Below are 25,864 nucleotides of genomic sequence, written 5' to 3'. Positions count from 1 at the left end.
TTTGCCAGGAGGTGCTGATGACGAGGAGCCTGAGCTGCGACCTTCGTGGTCGAGTGATTGCCGCGATCGAGGACGGGATTTCTACGCGCGAGGCGGCACGGCGCTTCCGGATCGGGATCTCGACGGCCGGGGCCTGGTATCGGCGCTACCGGGAGACCGGCGAGATGGAAGCGCGCAAGCCGGGCCAGCCGTCACGTTCAAAGCTCGATGCGCACGAGGCCTTCATTCTCGGCCTGATCGAGGAGGTGCCGGACATCACGCTGGCCGAGATCGGGGAGCGCCTTGTCGCCGAGCGCGGCGTGCGGGCGGCACCCTCGACGGTGTGGCTGTTCCTCGACCGGCGCGGCATCACGTTCAAAAAAAGACGGCGCACGCCTCGGAGCAGCAGCGCCCCGATGTCCTGCGCCGCCGCATGGCCTGGTTCGACGGGCAGCTCGACCTCGACCCCGAGAGACTGATCTTCATCGACGAGACCGCCGCCTCCACGAAGATGGCCCGGCTGCGCGGCAGGGCGCCATGTGGCGAGCGATGCCGGGCGGCGGTTCCCCACGGCCATTGGAAGACCACCACCTTCACCGCCGGCCTGCGGCTGTCCGGCATGGCGGCGCCGATGCTGCTCGACGGTCCCATGAACGGTCTGGCATTCCTCGCCTATGCCGAGCAGGTTCTCGCGCCCGAGCTTCGCCCCGGAGACATCGTGGTCATGGACAATCTGCCAGCTCACAGGATCGGCGGCGTGCGCGAGGTCATCGAGAAGGTCGGAGCGCGGCTCCTGTTCCTGCCGCCATACTCGCCGGACTTCAATCCGATCGAGATGGCCTTCTCGAAGTTCAAGGCCCTGCTCCGAAAGGCAGCCGCCAGAACCGTCGACGAACTCTGGTCCGTCGTCGCCGACTGCCTCTCCGCCTTCACGCCAGAGGAATGCAGAAACTACTTCGAGGCAGCCGGATATGACCCGGATTAAGTCGAATCTGCTCTAGAGGGAGCCTACTGGATCGCCCCCGATCGGGCTTTGCAACCCCGACCAGCGCCGCCCGGTCGGGCGCTCTCGTCGGTGCCAGGAAGCGCGTCACTGTCGCATTTCTAACTTTCCGCGTCCTGCCCCCGAAATGTCGAATGCGACATTTCTACTTTGCAGAGCCGGCGACATTTCAACATCGTCGCCACAAGCAAGCACTTGCATGCACGCGCACAAACCAATCGTGTTGGCCATTCACAGATCGGATTTGTGTCGCTGGAGGATCTTTTCGAGTTTCGTGAGCCTTTGGCCCTTGAGCAATGCGAGAAAGTCCTGCGCCGAAACATTTGACTTCGCGAGATTGCAACGTGCATTGGCAAGCGACCACACAAGGAGGTCCGAGGCCTGGTCATAGAGGTCGGCAAGAAATGCATCGGGCGTCGCTCGCACTAATCCGTGTTTCTCGATCGCTTTCACCGGAAAGTCCCGCAGGTTCCAAGTAAGGATGTGGGAGGCGTTCGCTTCGATGGCGGCCGCTACGACGTGGCGGTCATTGGGATCGGGTAGTGCAATGCTGTCGACATGATGATGAAACCCGCCGACAAGTGCCTCCGGCAGAGCAAACTCCATCAGACGCCGCGTGGCCTGAAGCCGCGCAAGCGGGATCGCCGGAACGTTGGCGATCAGATTGCGCACCCATTCATCGTGAATCTCTTCTGTCCACCGAGCGTCAAAGAGGCCATCTACAGAGGCCTGTATGAGGATGTTGCGCTGATGAAAAGGGTAGAGAACGCAGGCGTCGCAAACGGCGATTACGGGTTCAAGCGCCATATTGGACGTGCAGTTCCTCTGCATCATCGACAAGCGCTTCCATCGCTCCGCGCTGCGCGTCGAGGCGCGCTTTCAAAGCCAGCACATCCTTGAGCGAGGCGCGCCGATGCTTGCCGACATAGCGGAAAGGTAAGTCTCCCCTATCCATCCGCAGCACGACGAGCGGGCGTGAGATGCCAAGGATGTTGGACGCTTCCGTTGGGCTGAGTTCCTGTTCTTCGGCTAGCACGGCCACGCGCTCGCCGCTTAACAGGCGGTCAATTAGCGCTTCAACCACCGTGGCAGCCGCCGGCGGCAAGGCAAGAGTGTGGTCATGTCCGTCCTTGCGACGGACATGCAGTTCGATGCGATCGCCCGCCGCCAGCTTGGGCAGCGGCCTGACCTTTTTGCGATCCTGGTCCGAAAGGCCGGAAAATTTTACAAGTTGGCTGGCCATGGTGGTTCTCCTACCAAGCAATGTAGGCGAGATGCTCCACAACTGCAATAACTGAAATCCAACAAGCCGTTTTGGATGTGTCGCGTCCGCTGCTGTCACATTTCGTGTTCACCAAGCGGTCGCACCTCCATTCGGCTTTGAGCAGCAGAGGATGGACACCGGTCGCCCAACGACCTGGCTGTTCATCGCGCATCCCCGACCGTCTGATTTAAAATGCAGGCTCGTCCAATCTTAAACGCTTTCACCAAAATGCCCTGTTTCCGAGGGCTCCTCTCTACTGGATGACGTTCTCCGGCTTGGAGAACGGCCAGCCTGACCCGACGATCTGGCTATGTGTGCATCGCGAACGCCGAACGGCCCGGTGATCTCCCTCAGCAGCAGAGTTCCTAGCTCAACACAAACTCCCTGATGGGAGTCACCCAATGATCGGCCGTGTGGTAGAGATCGACAATCCACGCTTCGACGCTGCCAAGCTCCGGCCCAAAATAAATGAGCGGCGCCACAATCGCGAACGCCACAATCGCGATCGAGATAAAGCCGTCCGGTCGATCCTCCGAGCCTTCGGGTGGCGGAAGCTGATGACTGCGCCAGTCGTTCTTCATGGTCGCCTCCTACCTTTCCCGATCGTCGCGATCACGATCTTGTCGCTCCTCGAGGTCCAGTTCGATCTGCCGAAGACGCGGTACATGCTGCTGCGGCGGATCCGATCTGGCAAGATCCGAGTCGAGGGCCGGCTTCCTTTCGGCGGAGCGGACATCGGGATGCAGGGTTCGTTGCTCGGGCGGCATAACCGCCCGCTGTTCGATGATCTGGTCATCGTGCTCGCGCGTCGAACGACCCTCCCGACCCGGATCGCGATGCTGCTCGGCTTCGGCACTACCCTGGAAACCACCGGGTGCGCCATCGGTCCGGCGGTTTGCGCCCGCATCGAATGAAGGAGCTTCCTGATTGCCGTCCTGGCTCCGGTCGCTTGGCGCTTGCTCGGCGCGTGATAGCTCGATCTGATGGATTACACGCTGCAGCTCCTGATCCGATTTCGCGGCTTCGCGCATATATTGGTTGTCGCCATCGACTGCCATTTCGGCAGCCCCGTTGATTTCCCGCTCGAGCCCTGCCCGGTAGCTCGCCGTGAAGGAGTCTGGCAGCTCACCCGCTTCGATCCGATCAAGCCCCTCGCGATAGTGATTAACCTGAACGAGGACGTCGTTCGCTGTTTCGACCGCCTCCAGTCCGAACCGCGCCACGGCTGCATTCCACTGCGCATTGGCGTCTTCAAACCGATCGTCACGTGAGCCGCGCGGTTCCTGCCCGCCCTCGCGGTCGACCTGGCGTTCGGTGAGCTCGAGATATTCCCGGCGGATGTCGACCACTTCGCGCGCTGCCGCAGCGATCTCGTCGAAGTCGGCACGATCCATATCATCGAGCGTCTGCTCCACGGACGAAAGGACCGCTTCCACACGGGTTTCGTAGGCCTCGAACTCCGGACGCGTCATCTCTCGCATCTGTCCATCCTCACCGTTCACGAACTCGGTCAACTCTATCATATTGGTTATGTTTTTTACAGGTTCCTTTGCGCTGTCTACGAAAACACGCTCATTTTGAGTGTTCTCAGACGCTCGTTCCAGACGATGGCTCTGACGTGTTGCGAAGGCACCCTCTCCCGAGCCACCCGCCTCATTGGCAAGATCACTCCAGGCCTCGACCGCTGTTGCCGCGTACTGCCGGCTGCGGTCGGTGGACGCGAGTTGAATCTCGTTCGAGCGCTTGGCCCGATAGCGGCTGTGCGCGGCTGAGCTGGTACCTTCGTGTTCGGTGCGGCCGCGATAGCTGACCGGCCGGACCTGGTTGCGCGTATACGCCGGTGCGCTGGCGAACTCGCGACGATCGGTCAGCTCCATGTCGATGCCCTGCTCTCGCGCCTTTTCGGCCATCACGGAGCGCCATTCCCGGAACATCTGCGGGCTGGTGACGATCCTCTCGCCGGTCTCCGAGCGCATGGTGACGATCGCATGGGCATGAATGTGTGGCCGCTTGCCGCCCTCAGCCACTTCCTTTGGATCGAGCGCCGGATCGTGAACGGCAAACGCGTAGCGATGCCCGGCGAACTGTTCGCCCAGGAACTCGCGCACGGCAGCTTCGAAGGCCGCCTCATCGGTGCCGGCCCGTGCCGACACAATCAGATGCATGACGTCCCTGCCCTTGCGGCTGTGCAATTCCTTACGCCATTCCTTCTGAACAAGATCGCCGGCCTGCGTGGCATCCCCGATAAGCCTGCCGGTGTCATCGCGCACCTCTTCTTCCGCACCGGCAACCAGCTCGCGCACACGCGCCGTTCCCCATTCCACCCCATTGCCGTAGCCATGGAATCGGAAGTGGGCTTCGACATCCCGGCCGGCATCGGAATCATCAAGACGCTGTTGGACGATCTCGGCAGCTTTCCGGTCGCCGGTCAGTCGCTCCCCCGCCCTGTCGCGCAGCACGACGACGCCGCTCACATAAAGATCCCCATCGGGTCGCTCGCGCGACGCATAGACGAAACGGCGATCACCAAATCCCGCACGCAGGATGTCGCGCAGCTGATCGTCCTGGTCGGCGTGATCACGCAGTGATGCAGCATCGACCGAGACATGGAACACAGCCATGTCCCGGCTCGCGGCGCGATTGTCGAAAAGATGCTCCCACTCGGCGCGCTGTTCGGCGAGTGCGTCCCTGCCGAGCACCCGCTCACCGCGCTCATTCTCGACCGCCAGTTCCCCGCCCCGCGACGTGTAGCTCATCATCGCGCCGGCGCGTGCGCCACCACCATAGGAAGCAAGCTTGACCACGGCCGGCTGACTGCCGCGCGCCAGCGCCCCAAAGCGCGTCCGCATCGAGCGGCCGGCGGCTCCCGCGCCACCACGCGACCTCCGTGCCGCGCTTCCGCCCTGCCGCCGCGCTCGGCCGAAGCCGCCCAGCCCCTCATCGCCGATCCGCGCCACCCCTCCCCTTCGCGGCTCTTCCCAATCTTGTCTGTCGGATTGGCCGAGCTGCATCTCGTACATCAGCATGGCGCGCCGGCGCTCCCATTCCCGTTCGAAAGCGCCAGGAAAGAACTCCATCAGGCACCCTTCCCGCGTCGGGCAGCGGCTGACTGCCGTATTATCTCGGCGAGCTCGGCCGCGAGCGCTGTCGCCACGCTATGCGCATCCCTGATGCTGCCTGCGACGTCGCCTTCGGTCGGCACTTTGCCGGTGTTGCTGGCCCGCGCGATCTGATTGAGGTTACCGCCGATCGCGCGCATGCCGTCGGCAAGAAGGTCGAGCACAGCGCGATCCCCCTCTCCGAGAAACGGCCGCACGCCAGCGCCTTCCATCGACAGCGACCGGACAAAGGCCGAAACAGTGATCCCGGCTGCGCACGCGGCCGCTTCCAGCGCATCGTACTCGGCAGGAGAGAAGCGGATATGTGCCACCTTGTCCTTCCGTTTTGACGCTTCGGAATTGCTGCGCGCCATGGCCAGCTGCACCTCTGATCATAGTGGTTGCGGCCGCAGGCCGCGGATCGAGGGCCTGTCCCTCGATCGTCAGGAAAAATGTATCACATTTTTCCGTATCCTGCCAACTGAATAGGTATTGGATTTTGCGGAAAATGCCGTAATAGTGCATTTATCCATATTATTATGATTGTGTTTCTCCATATTCGTGTGTTTCTATGTTGATGTGAATCCACGACCACACGGACATGGATTCGTGTGTGAGTAGAAACACATTTTTATGGAGATGAGCCGATGACCATCGTGATCGCCGCCATCAATGGCAAGGGAGGCGCGGGCAAGACCACCGCACTGATGAACATTGCCGGCGAATATGCCCTGCGCGGCGGGCGCGTCGCCATGATCGACATGGACGCGCGCAACAATCTGATGAAGTGGTGGACCGACTGCCAGGAGAAGGATGCCCAGCCCGAAGGCATCGAGGTCTACAGCCACAAGACGGCACGCGGGCTTGAACGCTGGATGGACGACAACGCCGGTACGTTCGATTACGTGCTGATCGACACGCCGGGCGAGGACACCTCGATCGTCGACCCGGTGATCGCCGCGGCCGATCTGGTGATCTCTCCAATCCAGCCGTCGAAGCGCGAGGTGCTGGGCGCCATCGACAGCTTTGAGAACGTGCTGCGCGTCAACGACGCGCTCGGCCGGACGTGTCGGCACGGCGTGCTTCGGACACGCATCACCGTGACCGTCCGGCACACGGAACTCTATCGGAAGATCAGGCCGATCATCGAGGACAAGGTAGGGACCTATCTGTTTCGCACCGAAGTGTTCGAGCGCAACGTCTACAAGGACATCCACAACGGCATTGGCACGCTTCAGATGCAGGAGGTGACGGAAGCGATCGCCAAAGCGCGCCGGGAGACCCAGACGCTGGTCGCGGAAGTCGACGCACTGCTCACCGGCGAAATGGCAGCGGGGCGCGCGGCATGAGCAGCAAGGAGACTCTGTCGCTCGAGGAGTTCGCCACCGCGCCGCGCCGGCAGCGCGCGGCGACCCTCGACGCTCCGCCAAAAGCGGCTGCGGAGAAGCCTCGCGAGCCTGCCGCGACACCGGATTCGCCCAGTGACGAATCTCTGGAAAAGGGGATGGTGCCGAACGGGGCGAGCAAGGCGCTGCGCCAGATGAAGCGCGCGCGGATGCAAGGGGCGAGCCATTTCGTCAACGTCAATCTGGACCGGGACACCAAGCGGCGGCTGAAGCTGGCATCCTTCAATCTAGATACCTCCATGCAGGCGATCATGGAAAAAGCGATCCGGCAGTATCTCGACGCGAACGGGTATTGAAGCGAAAGCGAACACGGGCAACGCGAAGAGCGAGTTGAAATCTCACCCGATTCCCTGCTAGGAACGCAATCGTTTTGGCTCTGTTTTCTTGGGGCTTTGGGCCAAATCGGGGTGTTTCCCGTCATTTTTGACGGGGTTGGGGCAGCTGAATTCGGATCGAGCCAGACAGATGGCCATCAAGGACGTACAGACTTACATCGACAAGCACGGGCTTGTCGAAACAAACGATTCCGAGGTCGACAAGCCGATCTGGCGCAAGCCGGGCTTCAATGGGGTGCGCAGCCTTTTGGAGATGGAGGAGCAGCTGAGCCGCTATTTGCGCGAACGTCGCGATGCGCTCAACCTCAACCGCGAACAGGTCGGCATGATGATCGGGATTCATCAGGAGATCTATGCGCGGCATGAGCGGGCTGGCGCCAAGCTCCGGGTGACACGATTGCTGCATCTGGCCGAACTGCTCGGCTTCTCGCCGATCGAAGCGATCTATGCGGCGGCTCCGCAGTTTTTTGGCGACAGTCAGGAGGAGGCAGCGGTCAAGAACAAGCTCGTGAAGCGCATCCTCGACTTGCCAGCCACCACGGCGCAGAATCTCCTCATGCTTGTCGAGGAGTTGTCACCGGACGATGCGGATAATCCACCGTCGAAAACGGCGAAGACAGGCCGGAACGCCTGAGAAGGCCCCCGGACCTCTCTTTCCTGGGCTGCGTTACCCGCATTGGCTCGCAAGATATAAAACGGGAGGAACGAGGCGGCTTTGCACCGCCTCAATCTTTGACCCTCAATCACGGGCTGTTCCAGTCACAGTGAAAATCTCGTCGGGGTTGGCACCGGTGCTTTCCCACCATGCCGCCTCGGCTTCGGCCTCGCTGTAGTAAACGTTCTCGACAGTGAACCTCGCGCCGCTGACATCCTCGATCTCGGCGATGATTTTAGCGAGCCCGCAGAGCTGGCCGGCCGGAACCGGCAGCGCGATCGGCACCTCGCCGTCCCGGTGATGCCATTCACCGGTGCGGAAGTCGAAATATTCGTTCGTAAGATCGTCGACCAGATAGTCGTCGAGAAGCGCGACCGGCTCGATGAGCCACGTCTCATACCAGGCTGTCTGGTCGTGATGCAGGTCGAAGAACGCGTCCTGCTCATCCTCGGTGCCGCACGCTGCGGCAAGAACCCGGTCGGCAGCGAGGATCCTGCTCTGCGCTACGATCATCTCGGCGAGCTTCGCCGCCAGCCTGTCGTGCACGGTGCGCGCGAGTTCGGTGTCGCAGCCGAGCCGGTTGGCGAGAACGCGGATGCGCAGGCTCGAGAGCTGCGCGACGAGCATATGATTGTTGTGTGCCATGTCATGGTCTCCTTCATCTTGATGACGGAGACCCGGCGACGGGCAAGTCGAGCATCGGGTCCAGGATCGCTTTAGCGACCGCCGGAGGCGGCAAGCGGAGGAGCCGATTTTCTGACGGCGCCCTCCTTCAGGGCGGCGGCTGAAAATTGGAGGGGCCGCGCAGTCCTTGAGGCGATGGGAGCGGCCAGTAGATTGGGACGTCAGAGAGATAGACCCGCATTCCCGACAGGGGATGCGTCCCTGTCCGGCGACCAGCCGGCGGGGTGCGCGAGGGGTTGCCCCTCGTCGCCTACGAGAGCCGGTCGACCCGGTCCGCATGGGCCCGCGAGATGGGATCGTTACCGGAGGCGGAGACTGCGTCAGCAGGCTCCGTGAGCGGCGCGTCGCGTCGCGAATAGAGCCCGGTCGGCCGCAGGCCGGCTCGTCCAGATACCCGGCCGGGAAACACATCAGCCTCGTGAATCGATGGAACCTGACCGATTCATGGAACTCGTTGGACGGCAAGGATGCAGGCCGCGACAATCGCCTCATGCACAATCAAGACGCGATACATCTCCACCGCATCGATCCTGTACGCAACATGGCGCGTTTCTATCGCATATCGTCATCACCGAGCTTGTTTGGCAACGTCTGCCTCGTGCGCGAATGGGGACGGATCGGCAGGCCCGGCAGGATGCGCATCGATCTGTACGTATCCGTGGAGGAGGCTGATGCGGCACGTGAGGCATTATCGCGCGCCAAGCGGCAGCGTGGCTATCGTGACGTGTCTGCTGTGAGATGTCTTTGACGGTTACGATCAGGCAAGCACAAAAAAAGGCCCGCGCCGGGAGATCGGCGCGGGCCTTTCCTCTTCTACTTGGACTGCAGACGTCTCAGGAGTTCTGCGAGCGGACCGTCATGCGGCGGCCCGCTGGCTTCCTGTGCAAGGTCTTCGGGGAGTTGTGCCGCGATGTCGTGGGGAAGCGGCATGAAGTCGAACCCGCGTGATTGTGCGGCCGTGTGCAGGGCGTTGATCGTTTCGAATTGACGGTCGCTTGTGCCGAGCCACAGCGCGATATCGTCGCCGGTCCCATCCGGGAATGCCTGCAGGAAGAGGGTGCGCAGCGGCGGGTCGTAGCCGATCGCTGCGTCGGGATCGAAGCGACCGTCGCTGCCGGTGACGGTGATGGCGTAGCGGCTCATCGAAGCCTCCTGATCGAACAGAGCAAAAAGAGAGCCGGCCCCTTGCGGGACCGGCTCGCTGCGGTTCACTGCGGGTTGTTCCAGAGGATCACCCTCTTGTTCTCGTCGCCGCCGGGAGCGGGGGCGAGGTTCCCGAAGATCACGCCGATCTCGGGGGCTTCCAGCTTGACCGAGAGGTATTCCTCGCCCGAACGCTGGGAGATGCGGTGCCAGCCGGCGCCGATCTCGAAGCCCGTGCGCTTGTTGACGATGCGGTAGTCGGGGGCATCCTCGCGAGACTTGTTGGTGTTCGGGATCAGGGTGATCGGAGCGTTGACCCTGAGCGTGGCGAACACGCCTTCCATCGAGCCGTCGGCCTTGGCGGTGAGATTTGCGATCGTGGTGGCCATGGTACTTCTCCTTCGGTTGCATCGGGACCATTCCCGATGGCGCCGCTGGAGAGGGCCGTCCTGCTGCGGTCACTCGGCAATAAATTCTGGAAAATTCTATTTGCCGCAGACAGCGGGCCGCACTTTCAAGGGACCCGCTTGCGGGAAGGAAAGTGCCTGGCCCGCAAACAAGAAACCGAAATCGAATTTTCCTGAATTTTTGTCGAGCGTACCCCCAACGGGGGTTGACCGCGAAAGCAGGCGGTCCACTACAAAGGCGACATAACCACGGGAATGGTCCGGATGTGAGCGCAGGCGATGGCTCCGGCTACCATCGCAGATCCATCACACGCAGCGCGACGGTCGCGGTCAAGCGTTTTGCCGCCCTGCGGATCTCCCCTGCATCACCGTTCCGTGCCAAACGCCCGCGCGAAAGCCCCTGCCCATCTTCCGTCACGCGCCTGGTTGCCGGATAGGAGCCGACTGGTGGTGGTCGACACCGACGCTGGGCGAGGTCATCTCGCCCCTCAAGCTGCGGGAACCGGCCTGCGCTGCCTGATGTGTAACCTTCCTCCTGCCTGCGCGCGACGGACGTGCAGCCTGTTCCTTGGAAAGGCCCGGAGCGGCGGCTGAGGCGACCTGCAAGGGGATGGTGAACGATCGTTGCGATCGTCGGAAGCGCCGCAGGTCGGCCTTCGGCCGGGTCCCCCGGCGGGCGGCCTGCGCCGCCCGGTCCGACAGAGCCCGCGGCGATCAGTTGGACAGGGCGAAACGCTCGTCTTCGCTCACGCGGGCCGCGACGGCGCGGCGGACCTCGTCACCGGCATGGTGGAGCATGGCGCGCCAGTCCTGGATGTGGTGGACGGTTGCCGCCGTCCCGCGCATCATGTCGTAAACGACGCAAGGGCTGCCGATTGCTGCAAGGCGCAATATGTTGAGGCAGGTGCCGGGCGATGCACCGTCCCAGACCATGAGGCCGAAATCGGCGCCGTGGGCCATCTCGCGGTCCTTCGCGGCGTGGACGGCAAAACCGTGAGCGCCGGCCGGCGGGGGAATGTGGTAGGCGGCCCAGTCGCCGAGATTGTTTCGGGGCTCGACTCCGGCATGGAAGACCCCGACATGCTCGTAATTGTAGCCTGCGAGCAGGCCCTGCATTTCGGCATCGGCGCCCGGCGCATCGCCGATCAGCACGCCATGCTCCTGTGCGACAATCGTTCCGATCCGCTCGATGGCGGGTGGTGGCAGTTCGAAAACGTCGCGTGAGCCTCCGAAGAATATCATCGCCATGGCCGCTCTCCTTTCTCTAAAACGCCGCTGCCCACGCCCAGCCTTCCTCGCCCTCTCCCGCCTCGGCCTGGGGAGTGAACGACATGGGTCAGCGCTGCATGTGGCACCGACTTTGTCGGGCGCACTGTACGCTGGCGAACCCGACCGCAAACGGCCGGGTTCGGTGCGGCTAACTGGAGGAAACCGGCGCTCACGCGCCGGCCTCAGTGAAACGCCAGACCGGGATGCCGAGCCGGCGGGCCTTGTCCGCTAGGTTCTCGGTGATGCCGGAACCCGGGAAGACGATCAGCCCATAGGGCATGACCGACAGCAGCTGGTCGTTGCGGCGGAACGGGGCCGCTTTCGCGTGCCGGTTCCAGTCCGGCTTGAAGGCGATCTGCGTCACCTTGCGATTCTCCGCCCAACAGGCGGCGATGCGCTCGGCTCCGCGCGGGCTGCCACCGTGAAGCAGCACCATGTCGGTGTGCTTCTCGCGGGCCTTGTCGAGAGCGTCCCAGATCCGGTCGTGCTCGTTGCAGTCGAGGCCGCCGGCGAAGGCGATCTTGGTGCCGGCCGGCACCAGCACCTCGGTCTCGGCACGGCGGCGCGCGGCGAGGAAATCGCGACTGTCGATCACCGCCGCGGTCATCGCCTGATGGGAGACCTTGGAGCCGGTGCGCGGCCGCCAGGCCGATCCGGTCTCAGCCTCGTAGAGGTCGGCGGCTTCGTCGCGCATGATTTCGAGCACGTTGCGGCGCTCGATATAGGTGATGCCCTCGGCCGTCAGCCGCTCCAGTTCGACGGACTTTACCTCGGAGCCGTCCTGTTCGTTCTGGCTCGAGCGCTGCGCGTCTTCGTTGCGGTCGAGGCTCCGGCCAACGCGCTCGGCCGCGCGATGGAAGACATTGGTGAAGGACCAGAGCAGGTCGTCGAGATCGGGTTCGAGCCTGGTGTCGCCGAGCATGCCGGCGAAGGTCTCGACGATCCCGGCAAGGCCGGCCCGGATCACCTCGTCATCCGGCAGCGGTCTGGGATCGGGCTCGTCCTGGTGCGGACGATGGCCGTACATCTGCAGTTCGAGGATGACGCGGTCGGTCGGCGAGGAGGCGTGGTAGGGCTCGTAGGCGTCGTCGAAAGGAAGCTCGTAGGTCATGGCGTATCTCCGTCGGTTGTGGCCGCGCTCATCGCGGCCTGACAGCGAAACCCGGCCGCGCGCCGGGCGCGGCCGCACCGAAGGCCGGAGCAGAGCGGAGGACGGCGCAGCCGTTGCGGCCGTGACCGGGGGGTGGCAGGGATCGCCTCTCAGGCAGGCCGCGGGCGCGGCCTCTCCGCCGGAACACCGCCATGCGCTCTAGACTTCCGCTGGCGCCACCCATGCCCGCCTGCCGGCCCCGGCTCGCTCATCCGGACGGAGGCAAGAGGCCGGCATCGTCCTGGGCGAGCTGGTCCCATAGCCAAGCCGCGAGAGAGGCCGGGCCGAGATGGCGCAGATCATCGTTGAAGTCGCCGAGCTGCGGGCGAAGCACCATGGCAAGGATCCCGGCCTCGCCAGCGCGCTGGCTAAGCCGCTCGATGCCATGCCGGCCAGCGGCGTCGGCATCGGCCGCGATGTAGAGGCGACGACAGTCGGGCGGGAATGACAGGCCGGCAAGGTGATTGGCCGAGGTGGCGGCGGCGACCGGTAGCGCCGGCATCACGGTGCTGAGCGACGCCATCGTCTCGAAACCTTCGCCGGCGGCCATGACCGCGACGGGCGCGTTGGGCTCAAGGCCAAGCCAGATGGCGTTGCCAAATAGACTCCCGAGCGAGCGGCGGGGATCGGCAAGCTGAGCCTTGCCGACTTTGCCGTTCGGACCCAGCCCAGGGGACAAATAGGTACGCTGTAGGCCGGTGATCCGCCCGTCGAGATCGGTGACGGCAGCGATTAGCGCGGGAAGCGCCTGCATTTCGCCCGTCCGGAGATCGCGATAGTAGCAGCCGGGATGGAAGCGTAGGTATCGCTCCCGCGGACCAAGCATTATACCGCGCCCGGCAAGATAGCGTTCGGCCAGCGTGTCGGCGATCGGCTGCGACATGGCAAACAGGCGACGCGCGGCGTCAGGGGAGCCGCGTGCCGCGGCAGGTTGACGCTGCGCGCCAGGGTCCTGCACCTGCGGTCGTGGCAGAGCGAGGAAGCGGCGGGCTTCGTCGGCGACATCGCGGAACTCGATGAGGCCGCAGCTTTCGCGGATGACGTCGAGCAGGTCGCCGAACTCGGACGTCGCCTCATCGACCCACTTGCCGGCCGGGCCTTTAGGGTTGGGTTTCAGCCGCACATGCATCGAGCGGCCGCGTGTGTTGCGCACATCGCCGACGATCCAGTGGTTGCCGGCGCGATGGCCGTTGGAGAGATATTCGCGGCACACCGTCTCGGCGTGATCGCCGAGACGGCGTGCCAGCTCGGATGCCGAGCCGGTCATGATCGCCTCCCTGGCTTAAGCCGCCGCCATACGGTCGGTGACCCCAACCAGCGTATGTCGTTCGAGAAGCGAGGCGAGCATGGCGGAGCCCGGCGCGGCTGTCGGGATGAACAGTCTGAGTTTCCAGGAGATGATTTCTGCGATCATGCCCGATGCCTTCAGGCGCGGCACCATCGCATCGGTGAAGCCGATCAGCTCGACGCGATAGTCGTTCATGACCCTGCTGCGGCGCAGCACCAGACCATCAGTCAACTGCAAGCCTATCCTGCCGTCGATCAGGCCGGCCCATGCCTCGTCCGGCGCGAGCGTCGGGACATGGTCGATGCCGAGATTGCGCAGCATGCTGGCGACCAGCGTGGTCGCGATGTGACGGCCGATGATGCGTTCGCCGGCATCGGTCTGGATCCGGTAGACCTGGCAGTCATGATCCGGCAGCCGTCGCCAGATCGGCAAGAGCAGTCCGGTGACGATGTGGAAGGTGCTGGTGGTGAACTCGGGAACTGCGGCGACTTCCGCGTGCCAATGATCACAAAACAGCTTTCGATCGGCGGGCTGCCAGTGCGTCTCGGCAAGGGCATCGAGACCAAAGCGCAGCTCGTCGGTCGGGCGCAGCAGGCGCACGCGGTGTTCAATCGCGCCGTCGTCGAGCATCAGGCTGGCCGTCGGCAGCTGGATTGCGGCGCGGTTCGACCGCGTATTGACCAGCAGCACCGCTTGCGGCTCCGCGCGCGAGATCGCAAGGGCTTCGGGCAGGCCGAGCGGCCGAACCCGATCCTTGCGTGCCACGGTCAGCACATGCGACTGCGCGCCGGAGACCGGATGGGTGTAGATGGTCCGGCGGTCGGTGATTGTGATGCTTTCCGCCGTGATCGTCTCCAGCCCCTTGTCGTAGCTACCGGCGGCGATGGCGCCTTCGACCTTTGCCGTCATCAGCTGTTCGAACACTTCGAACAACAGGTTCTGGGTTTCGATCCGAAGGGCCAGCAGGCGGTTGAGCCAGGTCGTGATCGGCGGCAGCTCGTCGCGCAACCCGCCCTCTTCCGTCGTTAGCGACAGACCGGTGACCGCCTCGAAGGTCGTCAGCGAACAGCCGTCGATTTTGCCCTGGTGCAGCAGATAGTAGAATTGGCGCAGTGCCGCGCGGGCGTAGGGGCTTTCCAGATTGTCCTCGGCGCGAAAGAGCCCTGCCCCGCCGGTCTGTCGCTGGCCGCGTGTGATCGCACCCAATGTATCGAGCCGTCGGGCAATGGTCGACAAGAAGCGCTTTCCCGCTTTGACATTGGCAGCCATCGGTTGGAACAGAGGTGGCTGCGCCTGGTTGGTGCGGTGGGTTCGACCGAGACCCTGGATGGCGTTGTCGGCGCGCCAGCCGGCTTCGAGCAGATAATGCTTGCGCAATCTCTGGTTCCTCGCGCCGAGATCGGCGTGGTAAGAACGGCCAGTGCCGCCGGCGTCGGAGAAGATCAGGACGCTCTTGTCGTCATCCATGAACGCCTGCGTTTCGGCGAGATTGGCTGAACCGGGGCGGTTCTCGACCGCGAGCCGGTCAACGCCGTCGCGACCGGTCTTCTTGACGATGCGGCGCGAACGGCCGGTTACCTCGGCGACGACATCCGTGCCAAAATGGTGGAGGATCTGGTCGAGCGCGCTGCCGACCGGTGGCAGCATGGCGAGCTTTTCGATCATTTCGTCACGCCGGCGCAGGGCCTCTCGGCACTGGACGGGGTTGCCGTCCGCGTCATGCACCGGCCGCGAATAGACATTGCCTTCGGCGTCTGAATACTCCTCGAAAAGCTGTGTCGGGAACGAATACATCAGATACCCGCCGACGTATTCGCGCGGCGTGACGTCGACATGCAGGTTCGACCATTCCTCGGTCGGGATATCGGCCAGCCGCCGCTCCATCAGCGCCTCGCCGGTCGAGACGATCTGCACCACGGAGGAGTGACCGTCGGCCCGGTCCTGCTCGATCGCGCCGATCAGCGTTGGCGTCATCATCGAGGTGATCAGATGCGAGAAGAAACGCTGCTTGGTGCTCTCGAAGGCGGAACGGGCCGCCGCCTTCGCGTTGCGGTTCAGCGTTCCAGTCTCGCTGGTGATGTTGGCGGCCTCGAGCGCTGCGGTCAGGTTGTTGTGTATCACCTGGAAGGCATCTGCGTAGGCGTTGTAGATGCGGATCTGCTCCTCGGTCAGGACGTGCTCAAGCAGGTCGTATTCGACACCGTCATAGGAGAGCGAACGCGAGGTGTAGAGGCCTAGGGACTTCAAATCGCGGGCGAGCACTTCCATCGCCGCGACACCGCCGTCCTCGATCGCGGCGACGAACTCGGCCCGGTTGGCGAACGGAAAATCCTCGCTGCCCCAGATGCCAAGGCGCTGTGCATAGGCGAGATTCTCGACCGCGGTTGCGCCGGTTGCAGACACATAGACGATGCGCGCGTCAGGCAGGGCATGCTGCAGGCGCAGGCCGGCCTTGCCCTGCTGGGACGGCGCGACATCACCGCGTTCGCTTTTTCCCCCGGCGGCGTTAGCCATGGCATGCGCTTCGTCGAAGACCACGACCCCATCGAAGTTTTTCCCCACCCAGTCGATGATCTGCGCGATGCGCGACTTCTGTGACTTTCCATTTAATTATGCGAATTGCATTCCAGCGATTTCAGTGGCTTGCGTCGGCACCTAATTTGCGAATCGGCACTTAATTTGATAATTCAGCTTGGAGTTTGTCACTTAATGTGAGAATGCGGTTCGCAGAGTTTCCTCGCGAGCCTGCCATGAACGATCCATTTCCCGACGAAATCGACGAAGCCCTTTGGGATGAAGCGTACCGGCGTGCGGATGCGATCCGCAGCTTCCTGAAGAGTCGGTCCGATAGCACGACGGCCGGAGACGTTGCGGGGCTCGCGGCCGAACTCGGTCTTAGCCAGGCAACAGCGTACCGGCTGATCAAGCTGTTCCGCGCCGGCGGGACCGTTATGTCGCTGGTGGACCGCAAACGTGGACGGCCGGAAGGTTATCGCGTCCTGGATGAAGGACGAGAAGAGATCATCCGCACGACGATCAAGGCGTCCTACCTGAACCCGAACCGGCCGCCCGTCTCGCAGTTGGTCCGGGACGTGCAGACGAACTGCATGTCGGCCGGGCACAAGCCGCCGCATCGCCGAACAATCTTAGCCCGCCTGAAGGATATCGACCTACAGAAGCGCGCGAGGCGGCGCGGCGAAAGCAAGATCGTGAAGGCGACAACAGCCGTCCCTGGCGTGTTCGGCGCCTCCCGCCCCCTAGAAGTGGTCCAGGTCGATCATACCAAGGCCGACATCTTTGTGGTCGACGAGGAGACGAGGCAGCCGATCGGCCGGCCATGGCTGACATTGGCGATGGATGTTTGCAGCCGGATGGTCACCGGGTTTTATCTGACGATGGACGCGCCCTCCCGGCTGTCGACAAGCCTGTGCCTGCTGCACTCCGTGTTCGACAAATCGGCGTGGTTGAGGGAGCGAGAGATCACGGAACAATGGCCCGTCGCGGGTCTGCCGGACATGCTTCACGTCGACAACGGTCCGGATTTCCGCAGTCGAGCCTTCAAAAGAGGATGCCAGGATGCCGGCATCGCAATCGAATGGCGGCCACCGGGCGAGCCGCGCTTCGGTGGCCATATCGAGCGGCTGATCGGCACACAGATGGGAAGGCTGCACCTGCTGCCGGGAACGACGTTCAGCAACGAGCAGGAGCTGGGCGAATATGACTCGAAGCGACACGCGGCACTGACGCTTCGGGAGCTTGAGCGTTACATCGCGCTAGACATCGTAGGGTCCTACCAACAGTCGATCCACAGCAGTCTGGGCCGTCCGCCGATTGCTGTCTGGCGGGAGCATGAGAACGATATTCCACTTCGGCTGCCACAGGACCGGCTTCGCTTCTGGCTGACGTTCCTGCCTGAACAGGAGCGCACCTTGCAGCCGACCGGCATTCATCTGTTCAGCATGCGCTACTGGTCGGCGGCCCTCAGCGCCGACGTGGGGCGTTCGGACCGACGCCTGCTCGTCAAATATGATCCGCGCGACATGGCGCGCGTCTTCGTCCGACGACCGTCGGGAAACTTCGTGGAAGCCCGCTACGCCGACGTGACCTTGCCTTCGATAACGCTGCACGAGGCGCTGACCGCGCGGCGCACGCTGCTGGCGAAAGGCCGCCGGGAAGTCGACACCCGCGCCATTGTCCGCACTGCGATCGCGCAGCGCGAACTGGTTGAAGCAGCAACCAGAAAAACGGCGGCCGCGCGGCGCGGCAAGGCCGGGACTTCGAAATCGAAGGTGGATGATGGCGGATGGGGCTCGCTTCGCGGCGTCGATTCCAGCAAACCCGTACCCTTTGTCGAGGATACGGATTGAGCTGGCATGAACGATGAAATCTCCCACCTGACCGCTGGCGCGGCCGCGCTGCTTTCCGAAACGGACGACCGACGCATTCGCGCGATACGATCGCGCCGCTGGGTTCTCTACCCGCGCGCCAAGCAGGCCCTCGATCGGCTGAGCCGGCTCCTCGACCATCCCCGAGGCACCCGCATGCCTTCGATCGCGATCTATGGCGACAGCGGCATGGGCAAGACGATGATCATGAAGCGCTTCCGGGACGAGCACCCACCGAGCTTCAATCCGGTGACGGGCACGCTGAGGACGCCGGTGCTCGCCATGGAAATGACCAGCAGGCCCGGTGAACGACGGTTCTACGCCGAACTGCTCACCCTTCTCGGGGCGCCGCAGCGACCGCGTGCCGACATCGCCCAGATGGAACAGGCATCGCTGCGGATCATGGAGGCCATCGGCGTACAGGTGCTGGTCATCGACGAGGTGCACAACATTCTCGCCGGTTCCTATCGCGAGCAGCGCATTGTGCTGAACACGCTGCGCTTCCTCAGCAACCGCCTGAACATCTCGCTGGTCTGCTTCGGCGTCAACGAGGCGCGGGAGGCGATCAGCGGCGACGTCCAGCTTGCGCGCCGGTTCGAGCAGTTCACCCTGAACAGGTGGGCGGCAAACGAGCAGTTCGAAACCCTGGTGGCGTCGATCCTGCGTAATACGCCGCTGCGTCGCCCGTCGGTGCTCACGCCGAAATCACTGCGACGGATGCTGCAGATCACCGAGGGCATCACGGCCAGCATCTTCCACATGATCAACAGCCTGGCGATCGACGCCATCGGAAACGGCAGCGAGCAGATCACCAACCAAGCGGTCGAGAACTGGGAGCCGGAGTTCGATGCCGAGGCGGCATTCGCATGACGCAACCGGCGGCACAACGGCATCTGCCGGTATGTCTGCCACCGGTTGCCGATGAACTTCTGTCCTCCTGGATCAGCCGGCACGCCGCCTTCTACGCGGTCCCACCGCTCGTGATGCTGCGGCATTGCCTGCCGGAAGTTCGCTCGCTGCGAGAAGCTGATCTCCATTTGAGCGGCGATCAGGAAATCCGCCTGGCCAGGATGTTCGCCACCGAGCCGGCCGTCGTGCGTCGAATGACCTTCGCCAATGTCGCGCAGTCGTCACGCCGGATGATCGCCGCGAGACCATTGCAGTACTGTTCGAGCTGCAGTCTCGGTCATAGGGAACCGGGGCCAACCTTGAGAAGCCAACTGCTTGGTTGGCGCATCACCTGTCCTCACTGTGGAGACCTGTTCCGGGAACTCGGCGGGCGCGAACTCCCCTCCCCTTTCCATCAATATCGCGATGCGGCTCTTCGGGGCGAAAAGCTGCTCGACGATGAGGCCGAGCGCGGCATCCGAACCTGGACATCGCCAGCCGATATTGCCCGGCTTCTCTTGATGCGACGAGCGCCACTACCTCCGCCACGCGAGGACGAGCTTTGGCGCTTCAGGGTGCTCGGCGCCATCATTCCGGATCTTGATGGCATCATTGCCGCAGAACAGGAGAACCTGCCCACGCCCGCGAGTCCGATTCTCCGGCTTCGCATGCGGCCGGCGCTGCTGGCCGGGGTAGCCATCGTCGAGCGTGCCGGGCCGGAAATGCTCCGAATGCTGCGCGGTCACATGATGGGCGATAACAGGGTCCGATTCACCGGAACCGCCGAGAACATGATAGCCAAAGCCCGCAGGCCGAAACCCTCCTTGCAAATGCAGTTAATTTGAGAATCCGGCAGTCAGGATTCTCATAATTAAATGCTCAATCGAAGCGAAACAGGCGCATTCTTACGTTTAACTGCCAAGCGACAGCAGAACAGGAACTCGTCGGCCGGCGTGGCCTTCGGGCCGCCGCCGATTTTTCGACGGCCGATCTGGCGGAACGCTTCATCGAATTTCTCGGGGTTCGGCGTGGTGTGCGCCGTTAGCTTGCCGTCAAAGACCCAGGGCGGCCGTTTAGGATCGACCCGACCGACGGCGATCTGGTGCAGCAGGTCGAGCAGATAGGCGGGATCGGCGGGATACGGGCAACCCCGCCAGAGTTTCCGGACCGTGAGGCGAAGACCGTCGCCGAGCGCGAACAACCGGGCACGGGCTTCGCGCCACCGGGCGGCGCGCAAAGCGCGCTGCTCGCGTTCGCGTTCGTCCCACCAGACATGGCGGCGAACCATTTCTTCGTCGACGCCATGCTGGCCTGCAGCGATCATTTCCGAAAAGAGTGGCAGCGCCTCCCGTTCGAGGCGTTGCTTGCGTTTGAAAGCCGCGCGCTTGCGCGACGTGTCGCGGTAGGGTTCGGGTTTGGGCCACGGACGGAAGCGCATCAGGTCCGCTCCCCGTGCTGTGCCCGCGCGGCATTGGAAAGAATGCGGATGGCCGTGGTGATGCTGCCGGTCTCACGGGCCGCTTCGGCATAGGCCGAGATCGGGAACGCACCGGTGAAGAAGACGTCGCGCTCGATATGCATGCCGAACGGCAGCTCGAGCGCGGCAAGTTCTTCCAGGCTAAACGATCCAATCTCCGGGAAGCCAAGATCCGCGAGGCCGGAGCATGTATCGTTGTCCGCGTCGAGCTCGGTAGCGAGCCAGGTGCCGACGCCGACCGGATTGAAGAATTTGACCACCGGGACGTGGTCGCCACCGGGTTGGCGGCCATTGGCGAGAAGTTGATCGCGCTGATCGGGCGTCAGCAAGGGCATGGGAGTTTGGGTAGTTTCAGTCATCGGCATGCTCCGTGGCGGGCGGCCGCAAGTCCCTGTGCGACCTTCTGACCCGTCACGACGAAAAGCGCCGTCCTCCTGGCTGGGAGAACGGCGCCCCGAGTGGCGATGATCGGCCTGGTGGTCGGAGGATCAGTGGACGAGGTCGAGGAGCTTTTTGGCCTTGCCTTCCATTTCGAGCCGCACATCCTGGTGCTGCTTGTCGCGGGCAACACGGGTGATGCCCTGCACGAAATCGAAGACCGATGACGGTGGATGGCCTTCGTCCGTGAGCACGGCATCGATGATCTTCGTGGTTTCGCCCTTTGAGAAACCACGCTTGCGCAGGAATGTCGTACGATCGTCGTCGTTGCGGGCGACGACGAGCTCACGCGCTGCCTTGATGCCGTTGATGAACGGCATAGGCGAGGATTCGGCGAACTGGATCAGTGCCGGCTCTGCTTCAAGCGCAAAGCGCGAGGCGGCATATTTGGAGTGCCGGATGGTGATTTCCTGGAAATCCTCGACGCCCCAAAGATTCCTGTTGCAACAAACGGCACGCAGGTAAAAGCTTGCAATTCCTAGTGTTTTCGAGCCGACCTCGCTGTTCCACGCGTAGAAACCGCGGAAGTACAAATCGGGTTCGCCGTTCGGCAGCCGCCCAGCTTCGATCGGGTTCAGGTCGTCGACCAGGAACACGAAGATGTCGCGATCGGAGGCATAGAGCGTGGTCGTATCCTTCGAGATATCGACGTTGGGATTGTAGATGCTGGTCGACCAGTCGAGCACGCCTGGCACCTTCCAACGCGTGTCGCCAGTGCCGTTGCCGGCGATTTTTTGGACCGCGTCGATCAGTTCTGAATCGAATATCCTGCCGTAGTCCGGACCCGTAACCGCCCGCAGCTCTAGGCGGCCGTTCTCGATCTCCAACATCTTCACCTGCTCGGCGCGGTGCGTGGAAAGTCCGTACTGCAGGTTGATACCGGCGAGTGCCGCGGGCAGCTGGCGGAGATACGTCGCAGGTGCCCCGACCAGGCTGGCGAGTTGACCAAAACTCCAGTGCGTCGGCGCGACCGGCATGTGTGAATCGGGCAGCATCAGCGTCAGACGCTCGGGATTGTCGCGAGACGCTTCCACACGGATCGCCTCGCTTTCCACTATACGCGTCTTGCTGCGTTCGGACCGCCGCTTCACGGCGTTGTTGAGATCGGTGAGCGACAAATAGCGTTCGTCGTCCGGCCGGTTGAACCATTCCGACGATACACGGCCGATGCGCTGGCCGCGGCTGACGTCGACCTTGTAGCCGTTGGGCGCGTTGTGCGCCGGCGCCTGAATTTCCATATGGGTCATGATCGTTCTCCGCGACGGGCGCCGGGAGCCTCTCTCCTGACCTCGGCCCGCCATCGCGTCCCGGCCTCCCCTCTGCCTCTACAAGCACCCGCCGTCGCGCGAAGCGCGCCATCGCACCGGCGCCTGGAGGAGCATCATGACGGTTGCATCGTCGCTGAAACCGTGAATCAATGCTCGACAGGGGATGCGGCGGCGTCCGGAGCGATGGAGGCGATGCGACGATTCAAACTTGCCGATCTGATCATCGAGGAGACAGCACCAGAGTTCTTCAACGCATTAGCTAACGCTTACCGTAAGCGAATCCGACCACTTTGCCTGTGCAAGGATGGTGGACTGGCTATGTACATCGCCCAGGTCGGCGACCAGTACATTGTCAAGCGTATGCCGATGTCAGGCGGCGGGCATGATCCCGCCTGCCCATCCTATGAGCCACCGGACGAATTGTCGGGGCTCGGCGTGTTGATGGGCAACGCTATCCAGGTTGATGCCGAAAGTGGAATGTCGGCGCTGAAAGTTGCCTTCAGCCTGACGAAGATCGGAACACGGGCAGCTCCCAATCCAGGGGCGAATGGCAGTGACACTGTCGCTGGTGACGCGAAAAAGCTCTCTTTGCGCAGCGTGCTCCATTATCTCTGGCACCAAGCCGAGCTCACAGCCTGGACATCGCGATGGGCCGGCAAGCGTCACTGGTGGAACATTCGTTGGCACCTGATCGAGGCCGCAGGCCAGATGACGGTAAAGGGTGGACCGCTCACAGAGACGCTCTTCGTGCCCGAGCCATTCCGCGCGGCGGATAAGGCGGCAATCGAACAGCGTCGGGCCGCGGCGCTGGTTCCGGCGCTGCCGCCAAAAAGCGGTCCACGCAAATTGATGATCCTGGTGGGTGAGGTGAAGGATTTCGCTCCGACGCGCAGCGGTCACCGGCTGATCGTCAAGCACCTGCCGGACTTTCCGCTGCTGCTCGACGAAGGTCTGCACGGACGTCTCCAGGGGCGCTTCGCGAACGAGCTGTCACTGTGGGAAGCCGACGAGGCTTCTCACCTGATGACGATCGCTACGTTCGGCTTGACGCCCGCCGGCCTTGCGGTCGTCGAGGACATGGCTCTCATGGTCGTGGCCGAAAACTGGGTTCCCTACGACTCCGCCTACGAAAAGAAGCTGGTAGATACACTGGCCAGGCTGCGTGATCGCAGCGTTAAGGGGTTGCGCTACAATCTGCCGGCCGAACAGCCGACGGCAGCCGCTATGTTGCAGTCCCAATCGCAGCCGGTCGCTCTGTACGTTGTTCCGCCCTCGGCGGACGATGCGTACGACGGGGCGCTGCAAGAACTGATCACGTCACGTCCGGAAATCGGCGCATGGATCTGGCGCACGGCGGACGGCGAGATGCCTCCCCTGCCCTTCCGTTGAACCTCGCACAAAGAGTGGCCTCGGCTGTCAGTGGATTCTGGTCGGCTGGCAAACCGTTCGCTGAGCCCGGCGTTCTAGATCGCCAGGTACCTCGAGCTGTTTCACGGCGGGCTCGATTGCGACTTTCGCACGTGCAATACAAAATTGTGCATTGCAATATCAGCGCTGCGCGGTATGATCCCGTATCGGCCATCTACTCCTCCCAGATGCGATGCCGATGCTGGATGCGGTGCACCTCCTCCCGCGCCGTGTTCGAAAATCGAGCCCGCTGCCACCTCCTCCCGGCAGCGGGCTTTTTCGTACAGGCAGTCGGCTACTCGGCCAGACGGATGGCCCTCACCTCCATGCCCTTCTTGCCCTGCCCGGCCTCAAAAATCACCTTTTGTCCCTCTTCCAGGACGCTGAACCCCGACCGGGTCAGAGCGCTGGCGTGAACGAAGATATTGTTTTGACCGTCCTCGGGCGCTATGAAGCCGAAGCCCTTCTCGGGATTGTACCACTTGACCGTACCTGGGCTCTCCAGCCGCGCATCGCTTTCGCCAGTGGCTTCTCCCGCAAGTTGCATGCCTGCAGGAGTTTTCGGGGTCTGCACGCCGATGTCGATCACTTTTGCGACCTGAGGACCACGAGGACCTTTTTCCACGGTGACCTTGAGCTGCGTCCCGTCGAAAAGATCGCTACTGCCAGCCGCCTCGAGGACACGAATGTGCAGATAGGCCTCGGCGCCATCCGACAGCTTGACGAAGCCAAAACCCTTGCCGGCGTTAAACCAGATCACTTCGGCATCGACAGTGTCAGGGGTCACGCCTGGCGCGTCTTGAAAGTAGCTCGGTTCGTATATCTGCTCCGAGAAGGATCCCTGCTCATTGCCGTGGCGTTTCCCGCGTCGCTCGCGATGGTCTCTATATTTGCCCATTTTCGCCTCGGTATACGTCCAGAGCGTAGTTCACCTCCCCAAGGATAATCTCCGTCGATCGACGCATTTGTGTCAAATGACGATTTGCTCACGAAACGACCCTGAACAGGCTGCCTAAAGCGCAACAGCGATCCGGTGGATTCTGACCTGCCTGGCAGTGCCCCTTTTCCGCCCCCAACACCCGCCGGAACCGTTTTCAGAAGCTCCCCAGATCATCCCGCTTTCCTTTCTGGCGCGGAGGAATAGGCCTTGAACGCAGCCATGAGCATGGGTCCGACAGAAAACTGCCCTGCCCTGGCTTTTTCCGTCAGCGCACGCAGGTACCCGCCGGCCGAGTCGATATGCTGGGCCCGTTGCAGGATGCAGGCGACGACAATCGCCGCGACTTCCGGCCCCATGACGTGGCAGGCATCCTCGTAGGCCGATGGCGACACCCCGAGATATCCCCTCACCTGCGCGGCGGTCGCCATCAGATCGCGCCAGTTTGCGATTCCGCCGGCGGCATAACCCGCAATATCCGGACAGGCTTTCAGCACAAGTCCAAGGTGATACGTTTTTGGCGGCTCCGCCGGTTGTGGTCTAGGCTCGACCGTGCCCCTGGCTTTCTCGAAAGCGGGTTCAAATTCAAAATGAGACTCGGGATTTGAATCAGATTGCTGCTGCTCATTTTGAGACTCATTGGCGCTCGGATTCGTAACATTCATGAAGTTATTCAATGCGATGTCGACTTCACCACGGATCACGTCCAGCTCCGCTGCGAACGGCGCCAGCTCTTCGATGCACGCTTTCCTCGGAAGCTGGTCCACGACGGCCCTGAACCGTCTCCAGAGGTCCTGCCAGGCGCCCGGGGCGCCCTCCTCGATCGCGGCTTCGATCAGCTTGGCAATGTCGCGGCGCTGCAGCGTGATGCGCTCACGCATCAGCTTCAGTGCACGACCATCGGCACGGACACGCTCGGCCGCTGCGTGGAACTCGTCGGCGCGTGCCAGCAGGGGAGCTACGGAGAAGCCAAAGGCGTCCTCCAATTCCCCTCCCCTGCCCTTGCGGGCATATCGCTTCCCGTTGGGACTGTCCCTGCGCAGGATAATACCGCAGTCGAGCAGCGCCGCCAGGTGCCGGCGGAGCGTGGCGTTTGCCATACCATGCGAGCGCAGCGACAGCTGCTTGTTCGACGGGAAGACGATCAGCCCGTTTTCTTCAGACAGTTCATCGTCCGGATGGCATGACAACAAGCCGGCCAGGACGGCCAGCGATCGATCGCCGATGCCTACAATGGTCTTCCCCTCGCAGAGATCGCGATAGACCTGCCATTTTTCGACGGTCTTGCCCTTCGGAATCTCCTTAGCGCCGATTTGCGCTGCCATAAGGGCAAGCGACATCGGCCGGCTCCCGAAGGGAGTCGTTGCAATTTCCCTCTCCATT

26 protein-coding genes and 1 pseudogene are annotated in these 25,864 nt (G+C 62.8%); 10 read left to right on the top strand and 17 right to left on the bottom strand.

Annotated elements, in window-relative coordinates; genetic code table 11:
- The first annotated feature begins 17 nt into the window (after positions 1 to 17).
- Positions 18 to 964 (top strand): IS630 family transposase gene (locus tag B9Z03_RS01510; RefSeq protein WP_139832131.1). Its coding sequence is split into 2 segments (ribosomal slippage): positions 18 to 357 and positions 357 to 964, totalling 948 coding nucleotides; the frame shifts between segments, so codons are not numbered across the junction.
- A 249-nt stretch (positions 965 to 1,213) separates the two neighbouring features.
- Here the strand turns inward: B9Z03_RS01510 and B9Z03_RS01505 are convergent.
- The 5 genes from B9Z03_RS01505 to B9Z03_RS01485 all read right to left on the bottom strand — a co-directional run bounded on the left by B9Z03_RS01505 (position 1,214) and on the right by B9Z03_RS01485 (position 5,718).
- Positions 1,214 to 1,789: a PIN domain-containing protein gene (locus tag B9Z03_RS01505; protein ID WP_085462583.1), complete on the bottom strand. Its 576-nt coding sequence runs from the start codon at positions 1,787 to 1,789 to the stop codon at positions 1,214 to 1,216.
- Positions 1,779 to 2,225 (bottom strand): MerR family transcriptional regulator, encoded by a 447-nt coding sequence (locus tag B9Z03_RS01500; protein WP_085462582.1) that lies wholly within the window; start codon positions 2,223 to 2,225, stop codon positions 1,779 to 1,781. Before B9Z03_RS01500 ends, B9Z03_RS01505 begins: the two co-directional genes overlap by 11 nt.
- Positions 2,226 to 2,611: 386 nt before the next feature.
- On the bottom strand, positions 2,612 to 2,827 hold the full coding sequence (locus tag B9Z03_RS01495) for a hypothetical protein (RefSeq protein WP_085462581.1): 216 nt from the start codon (positions 2,825 to 2,827) through the stop codon (positions 2,612 to 2,614).
- 9 nt (positions 2,828 to 2,836) lie between these two features.
- Positions 2,837 to 5,323: a relaxase/mobilization nuclease domain-containing protein gene (locus B9Z03_RS01490; protein ID WP_085462580.1), complete on the bottom strand. Its 2,487-nt coding sequence runs from the start codon at positions 5,321 to 5,323 to the stop codon at positions 2,837 to 2,839.
- A complete protein-coding gene (locus tag B9Z03_RS01485) occupies positions 5,323 to 5,718 on the bottom strand; it encodes a plasmid mobilization protein (protein ID WP_085462579.1) in 396 nt (131 codons plus the stop codon). Before B9Z03_RS01485 ends, B9Z03_RS01490 begins: the two co-directional genes overlap by 1 nt.
- Before the next feature lie 273 nt (positions 5,719 to 5,991).
- Here B9Z03_RS01485 and B9Z03_RS01480 point away from each other — a divergent pair, with 273 nt between their 5' ends.
- From B9Z03_RS01480 to B9Z03_RS01470, 3 genes are all read left to right on the top strand, one after another.
- The gene (locus B9Z03_RS01480) at positions 5,992 to 6,693 is read left to right on the top strand and encodes a ParA family protein (protein ID WP_085462578.1); all 702 of its coding nucleotides are present in this window, start codon (positions 5,992 to 5,994) and stop codon (positions 6,691 to 6,693) included.
- Positions 6,690 to 7,046: a hypothetical protein gene (locus B9Z03_RS01475; RefSeq protein ID WP_085462577.1), complete on the top strand. Its 357-nt coding sequence runs from the start codon at positions 6,690 to 6,692 to the stop codon at positions 7,044 to 7,046. Before B9Z03_RS01480 ends, B9Z03_RS01475 begins: the two co-directional genes overlap by 4 nt.
- A 169-nt stretch (positions 7,047 to 7,215) precedes the next feature.
- The gene (locus B9Z03_RS01470) at positions 7,216 to 7,719 is read left to right on the top strand and encodes a helix-turn-helix domain-containing protein (protein WP_085462576.1); all 504 of its coding nucleotides are present in this window, start codon (positions 7,216 to 7,218) and stop codon (positions 7,717 to 7,719) included.
- 105 nt (positions 7,720 to 7,824) lie between these two features.
- Here the strand turns inward: B9Z03_RS01470 and B9Z03_RS01465 are convergent, their stop codons facing one another.
- On the bottom strand, positions 7,825 to 8,385 hold the full coding sequence (locus B9Z03_RS01465; RefSeq protein WP_085462575.1) for a hypothetical protein: 561 nt from the start codon (positions 8,383 to 8,385) through the stop codon (positions 7,825 to 7,827).
- A 457-nt stretch (positions 8,386 to 8,842) separates the two neighbouring features.
- On the opposite strand from B9Z03_RS01465, the gene B9Z03_RS01460 reads away from it, so the two are divergent.
- Positions 8,843 to 9,172 (top strand): WGR domain-containing protein, encoded by a 330-nt coding sequence (locus B9Z03_RS01460; RefSeq protein ID WP_244561621.1) that lies wholly within the window; start codon positions 8,843 to 8,845, stop codon positions 9,170 to 9,172.
- Between the two features lie 65 nt (positions 9,173 to 9,237).
- Here B9Z03_RS01460 and B9Z03_RS01455 read toward each other — a convergent pair whose 3' ends face one another.
- Complete coding sequence (locus B9Z03_RS01455; RefSeq protein ID WP_085462690.1) at positions 9,238 to 9,567, bottom strand: hypothetical protein; 330 nt, start codon at positions 9,565 to 9,567, stop codon at positions 9,238 to 9,240.
- Positions 9,568 to 9,632: 65 nt separating this feature from the next.
- Positions 9,633 to 9,956 (bottom strand): DUF736 domain-containing protein, encoded by a 324-nt coding sequence (locus B9Z03_RS01450; protein ID WP_085462574.1) that lies wholly within the window; start codon positions 9,954 to 9,956, stop codon positions 9,633 to 9,635.
- A gap of 36 nt (positions 9,957 to 9,992) precedes the next feature.
- Here B9Z03_RS01450 and B9Z03_RS29700 point away from each other — a divergent pair, with 36 nt between their 5' ends.
- Entirely contained in the window at positions 9,993 to 10,151 is a 159-nt protein-coding gene (locus B9Z03_RS29700) for a hypothetical protein (RefSeq protein WP_176247394.1), read from the top strand.
- Between the two features lie 537 nt (positions 10,152 to 10,688).
- On the opposite strand, the gene B9Z03_RS01445 is transcribed toward B9Z03_RS29700, so the two are convergent.
- From B9Z03_RS01445 to B9Z03_RS01430, 4 genes and pseudogenes are all read right to left on the bottom strand, one after another.
- Positions 10,689 to 11,222, bottom strand: coding sequence for a hypothetical protein (locus B9Z03_RS01445; RefSeq protein WP_085462573.1), 534 nt, complete (start codon positions 11,220 to 11,222; stop codon positions 10,689 to 10,691).
- 190 nt (positions 11,223 to 11,412) lie between these two features.
- Positions 11,413 to 12,354: a DUF2493 domain-containing protein gene (locus tag B9Z03_RS01440; RefSeq protein ID WP_085462572.1), complete on the bottom strand. Its 942-nt coding sequence runs from the start codon at positions 12,352 to 12,354 to the stop codon at positions 11,413 to 11,415.
- A 247-nt stretch (positions 12,355 to 12,601) separates the two neighbouring features.
- Positions 12,602 to 13,660, bottom strand: coding sequence for a DUF7146 domain-containing protein (locus tag B9Z03_RS01435; protein ID WP_085462571.1), 1,059 nt, complete (start codon positions 13,658 to 13,660; stop codon positions 12,602 to 12,604).
- A gap of 15 nt (positions 13,661 to 13,675) precedes the next feature.
- Positions 13,676 to 16,282, bottom strand: a pseudogene (locus tag B9Z03_RS01430) (strawberry notch C-terminal domain-containing protein); the annotation flags it as partial.
- A gap of 149 nt (positions 16,283 to 16,431) precedes the next feature.
- Here B9Z03_RS01430 and B9Z03_RS01425 point away from each other — a divergent pair.
- Genes B9Z03_RS01425 through B9Z03_RS01415 form a run of 3 tightly spaced genes read left to right on the top strand, consistent with a single transcriptional unit; the run spans position 16,432 to position 19,799 of the window.
- A complete protein-coding gene (locus B9Z03_RS01425) occupies positions 16,432 to 18,048 on the top strand; it encodes a Mu transposase C-terminal domain-containing protein (RefSeq protein ID WP_085462570.1) in 1,617 nt (538 codons plus the stop codon).
- Positions 18,049 to 18,054: 6 nt separating this feature from the next.
- On the top strand, positions 18,055 to 18,936 hold the full coding sequence (locus B9Z03_RS01420) for a TniB family NTP-binding protein (protein ID WP_085462533.1): 882 nt from the start codon (positions 18,055 to 18,057) through the stop codon (positions 18,934 to 18,936).
- Positions 18,933 to 19,799: a TniQ family protein gene (locus B9Z03_RS01415; RefSeq protein WP_085462532.1), complete on the top strand. Its 867-nt coding sequence runs from the start codon at positions 18,933 to 18,935 to the stop codon at positions 19,797 to 19,799. Before B9Z03_RS01420 ends, B9Z03_RS01415 begins: the two co-directional genes overlap by 4 nt.
- 26 nt (positions 19,800 to 19,825) lie before the next feature.
- On the opposite strand, the gene B9Z03_RS01410 is transcribed toward B9Z03_RS01415, so the two are convergent.
- The 3 genes from B9Z03_RS01410 to B9Z03_RS01400 all read right to left on the bottom strand — a co-directional run bounded on the left by B9Z03_RS01410 (position 19,826) and on the right by B9Z03_RS01400 (position 22,116).
- On the bottom strand, positions 19,826 to 20,392 hold the full coding sequence (locus B9Z03_RS01410; protein ID WP_176247393.1) for a hypothetical protein: 567 nt from the start codon (positions 20,390 to 20,392) through the stop codon (positions 19,826 to 19,828).
- The gene (locus B9Z03_RS01405) at positions 20,392 to 20,766 is read right to left on the bottom strand and encodes a DUF2958 domain-containing protein (RefSeq protein ID WP_085462569.1); all 375 of its coding nucleotides are present in this window, start codon (positions 20,764 to 20,766) and stop codon (positions 20,392 to 20,394) included. Before B9Z03_RS01405 ends, B9Z03_RS01410 begins: the two co-directional genes overlap by 1 nt.
- 153 nt (positions 20,767 to 20,919) lie before the next feature.
- Positions 20,920 to 22,116, bottom strand: a complete 1,197-nt coding sequence (locus tag B9Z03_RS01400; protein ID WP_085462568.1) for a DUF932 domain-containing protein — start codon at positions 22,114 to 22,116, stop codon at positions 20,920 to 20,922.
- Between the two features lie 213 nt (positions 22,117 to 22,329).
- On the opposite strand from B9Z03_RS01400, the gene B9Z03_RS01395 reads away from it, so the two are divergent.
- Positions 22,330 to 23,526: a DUF1173 domain-containing protein gene (locus B9Z03_RS01395; protein ID WP_085462689.1), complete on the top strand. Its 1,197-nt coding sequence runs from the start codon at positions 22,330 to 22,332 to the stop codon at positions 23,524 to 23,526.
- Positions 23,527 to 23,839: 313 nt separating this feature from the next.
- On the opposite strand, the gene B9Z03_RS30370 is transcribed toward B9Z03_RS01395, so the two are convergent.
- Together B9Z03_RS30370 and repC are read right to left on the bottom strand one after the other, a co-directional pair.
- Positions 23,840 to 24,442: a cold-shock protein gene (locus B9Z03_RS30370; protein WP_085462567.1), complete on the bottom strand. Its 603-nt coding sequence runs from the start codon at positions 24,440 to 24,442 to the stop codon at positions 23,840 to 23,842.
- 212 nt (positions 24,443 to 24,654) lie between these two features.
- A complete protein-coding gene (repC, locus tag B9Z03_RS01385) occupies positions 24,655 to 25,863 on the bottom strand; it encodes a plasmid replication protein RepC (protein WP_085462566.1) in 1,209 nt (402 codons plus the stop codon).
- Position 25,864: the final 1 nt, after the last annotated feature.

It is taken from the genome of Mesorhizobium australicum (assembly GCF_900177325.1).
In the GTDB taxonomy this organism is placed as follows: domain Bacteria; phylum Pseudomonadota; class Alphaproteobacteria; order Rhizobiales; family Rhizobiaceae; genus Mesorhizobium_A; species Mesorhizobium_A australicum_A.
This window is presented reverse-complemented; position numbering and strand designations above follow the sequence as displayed.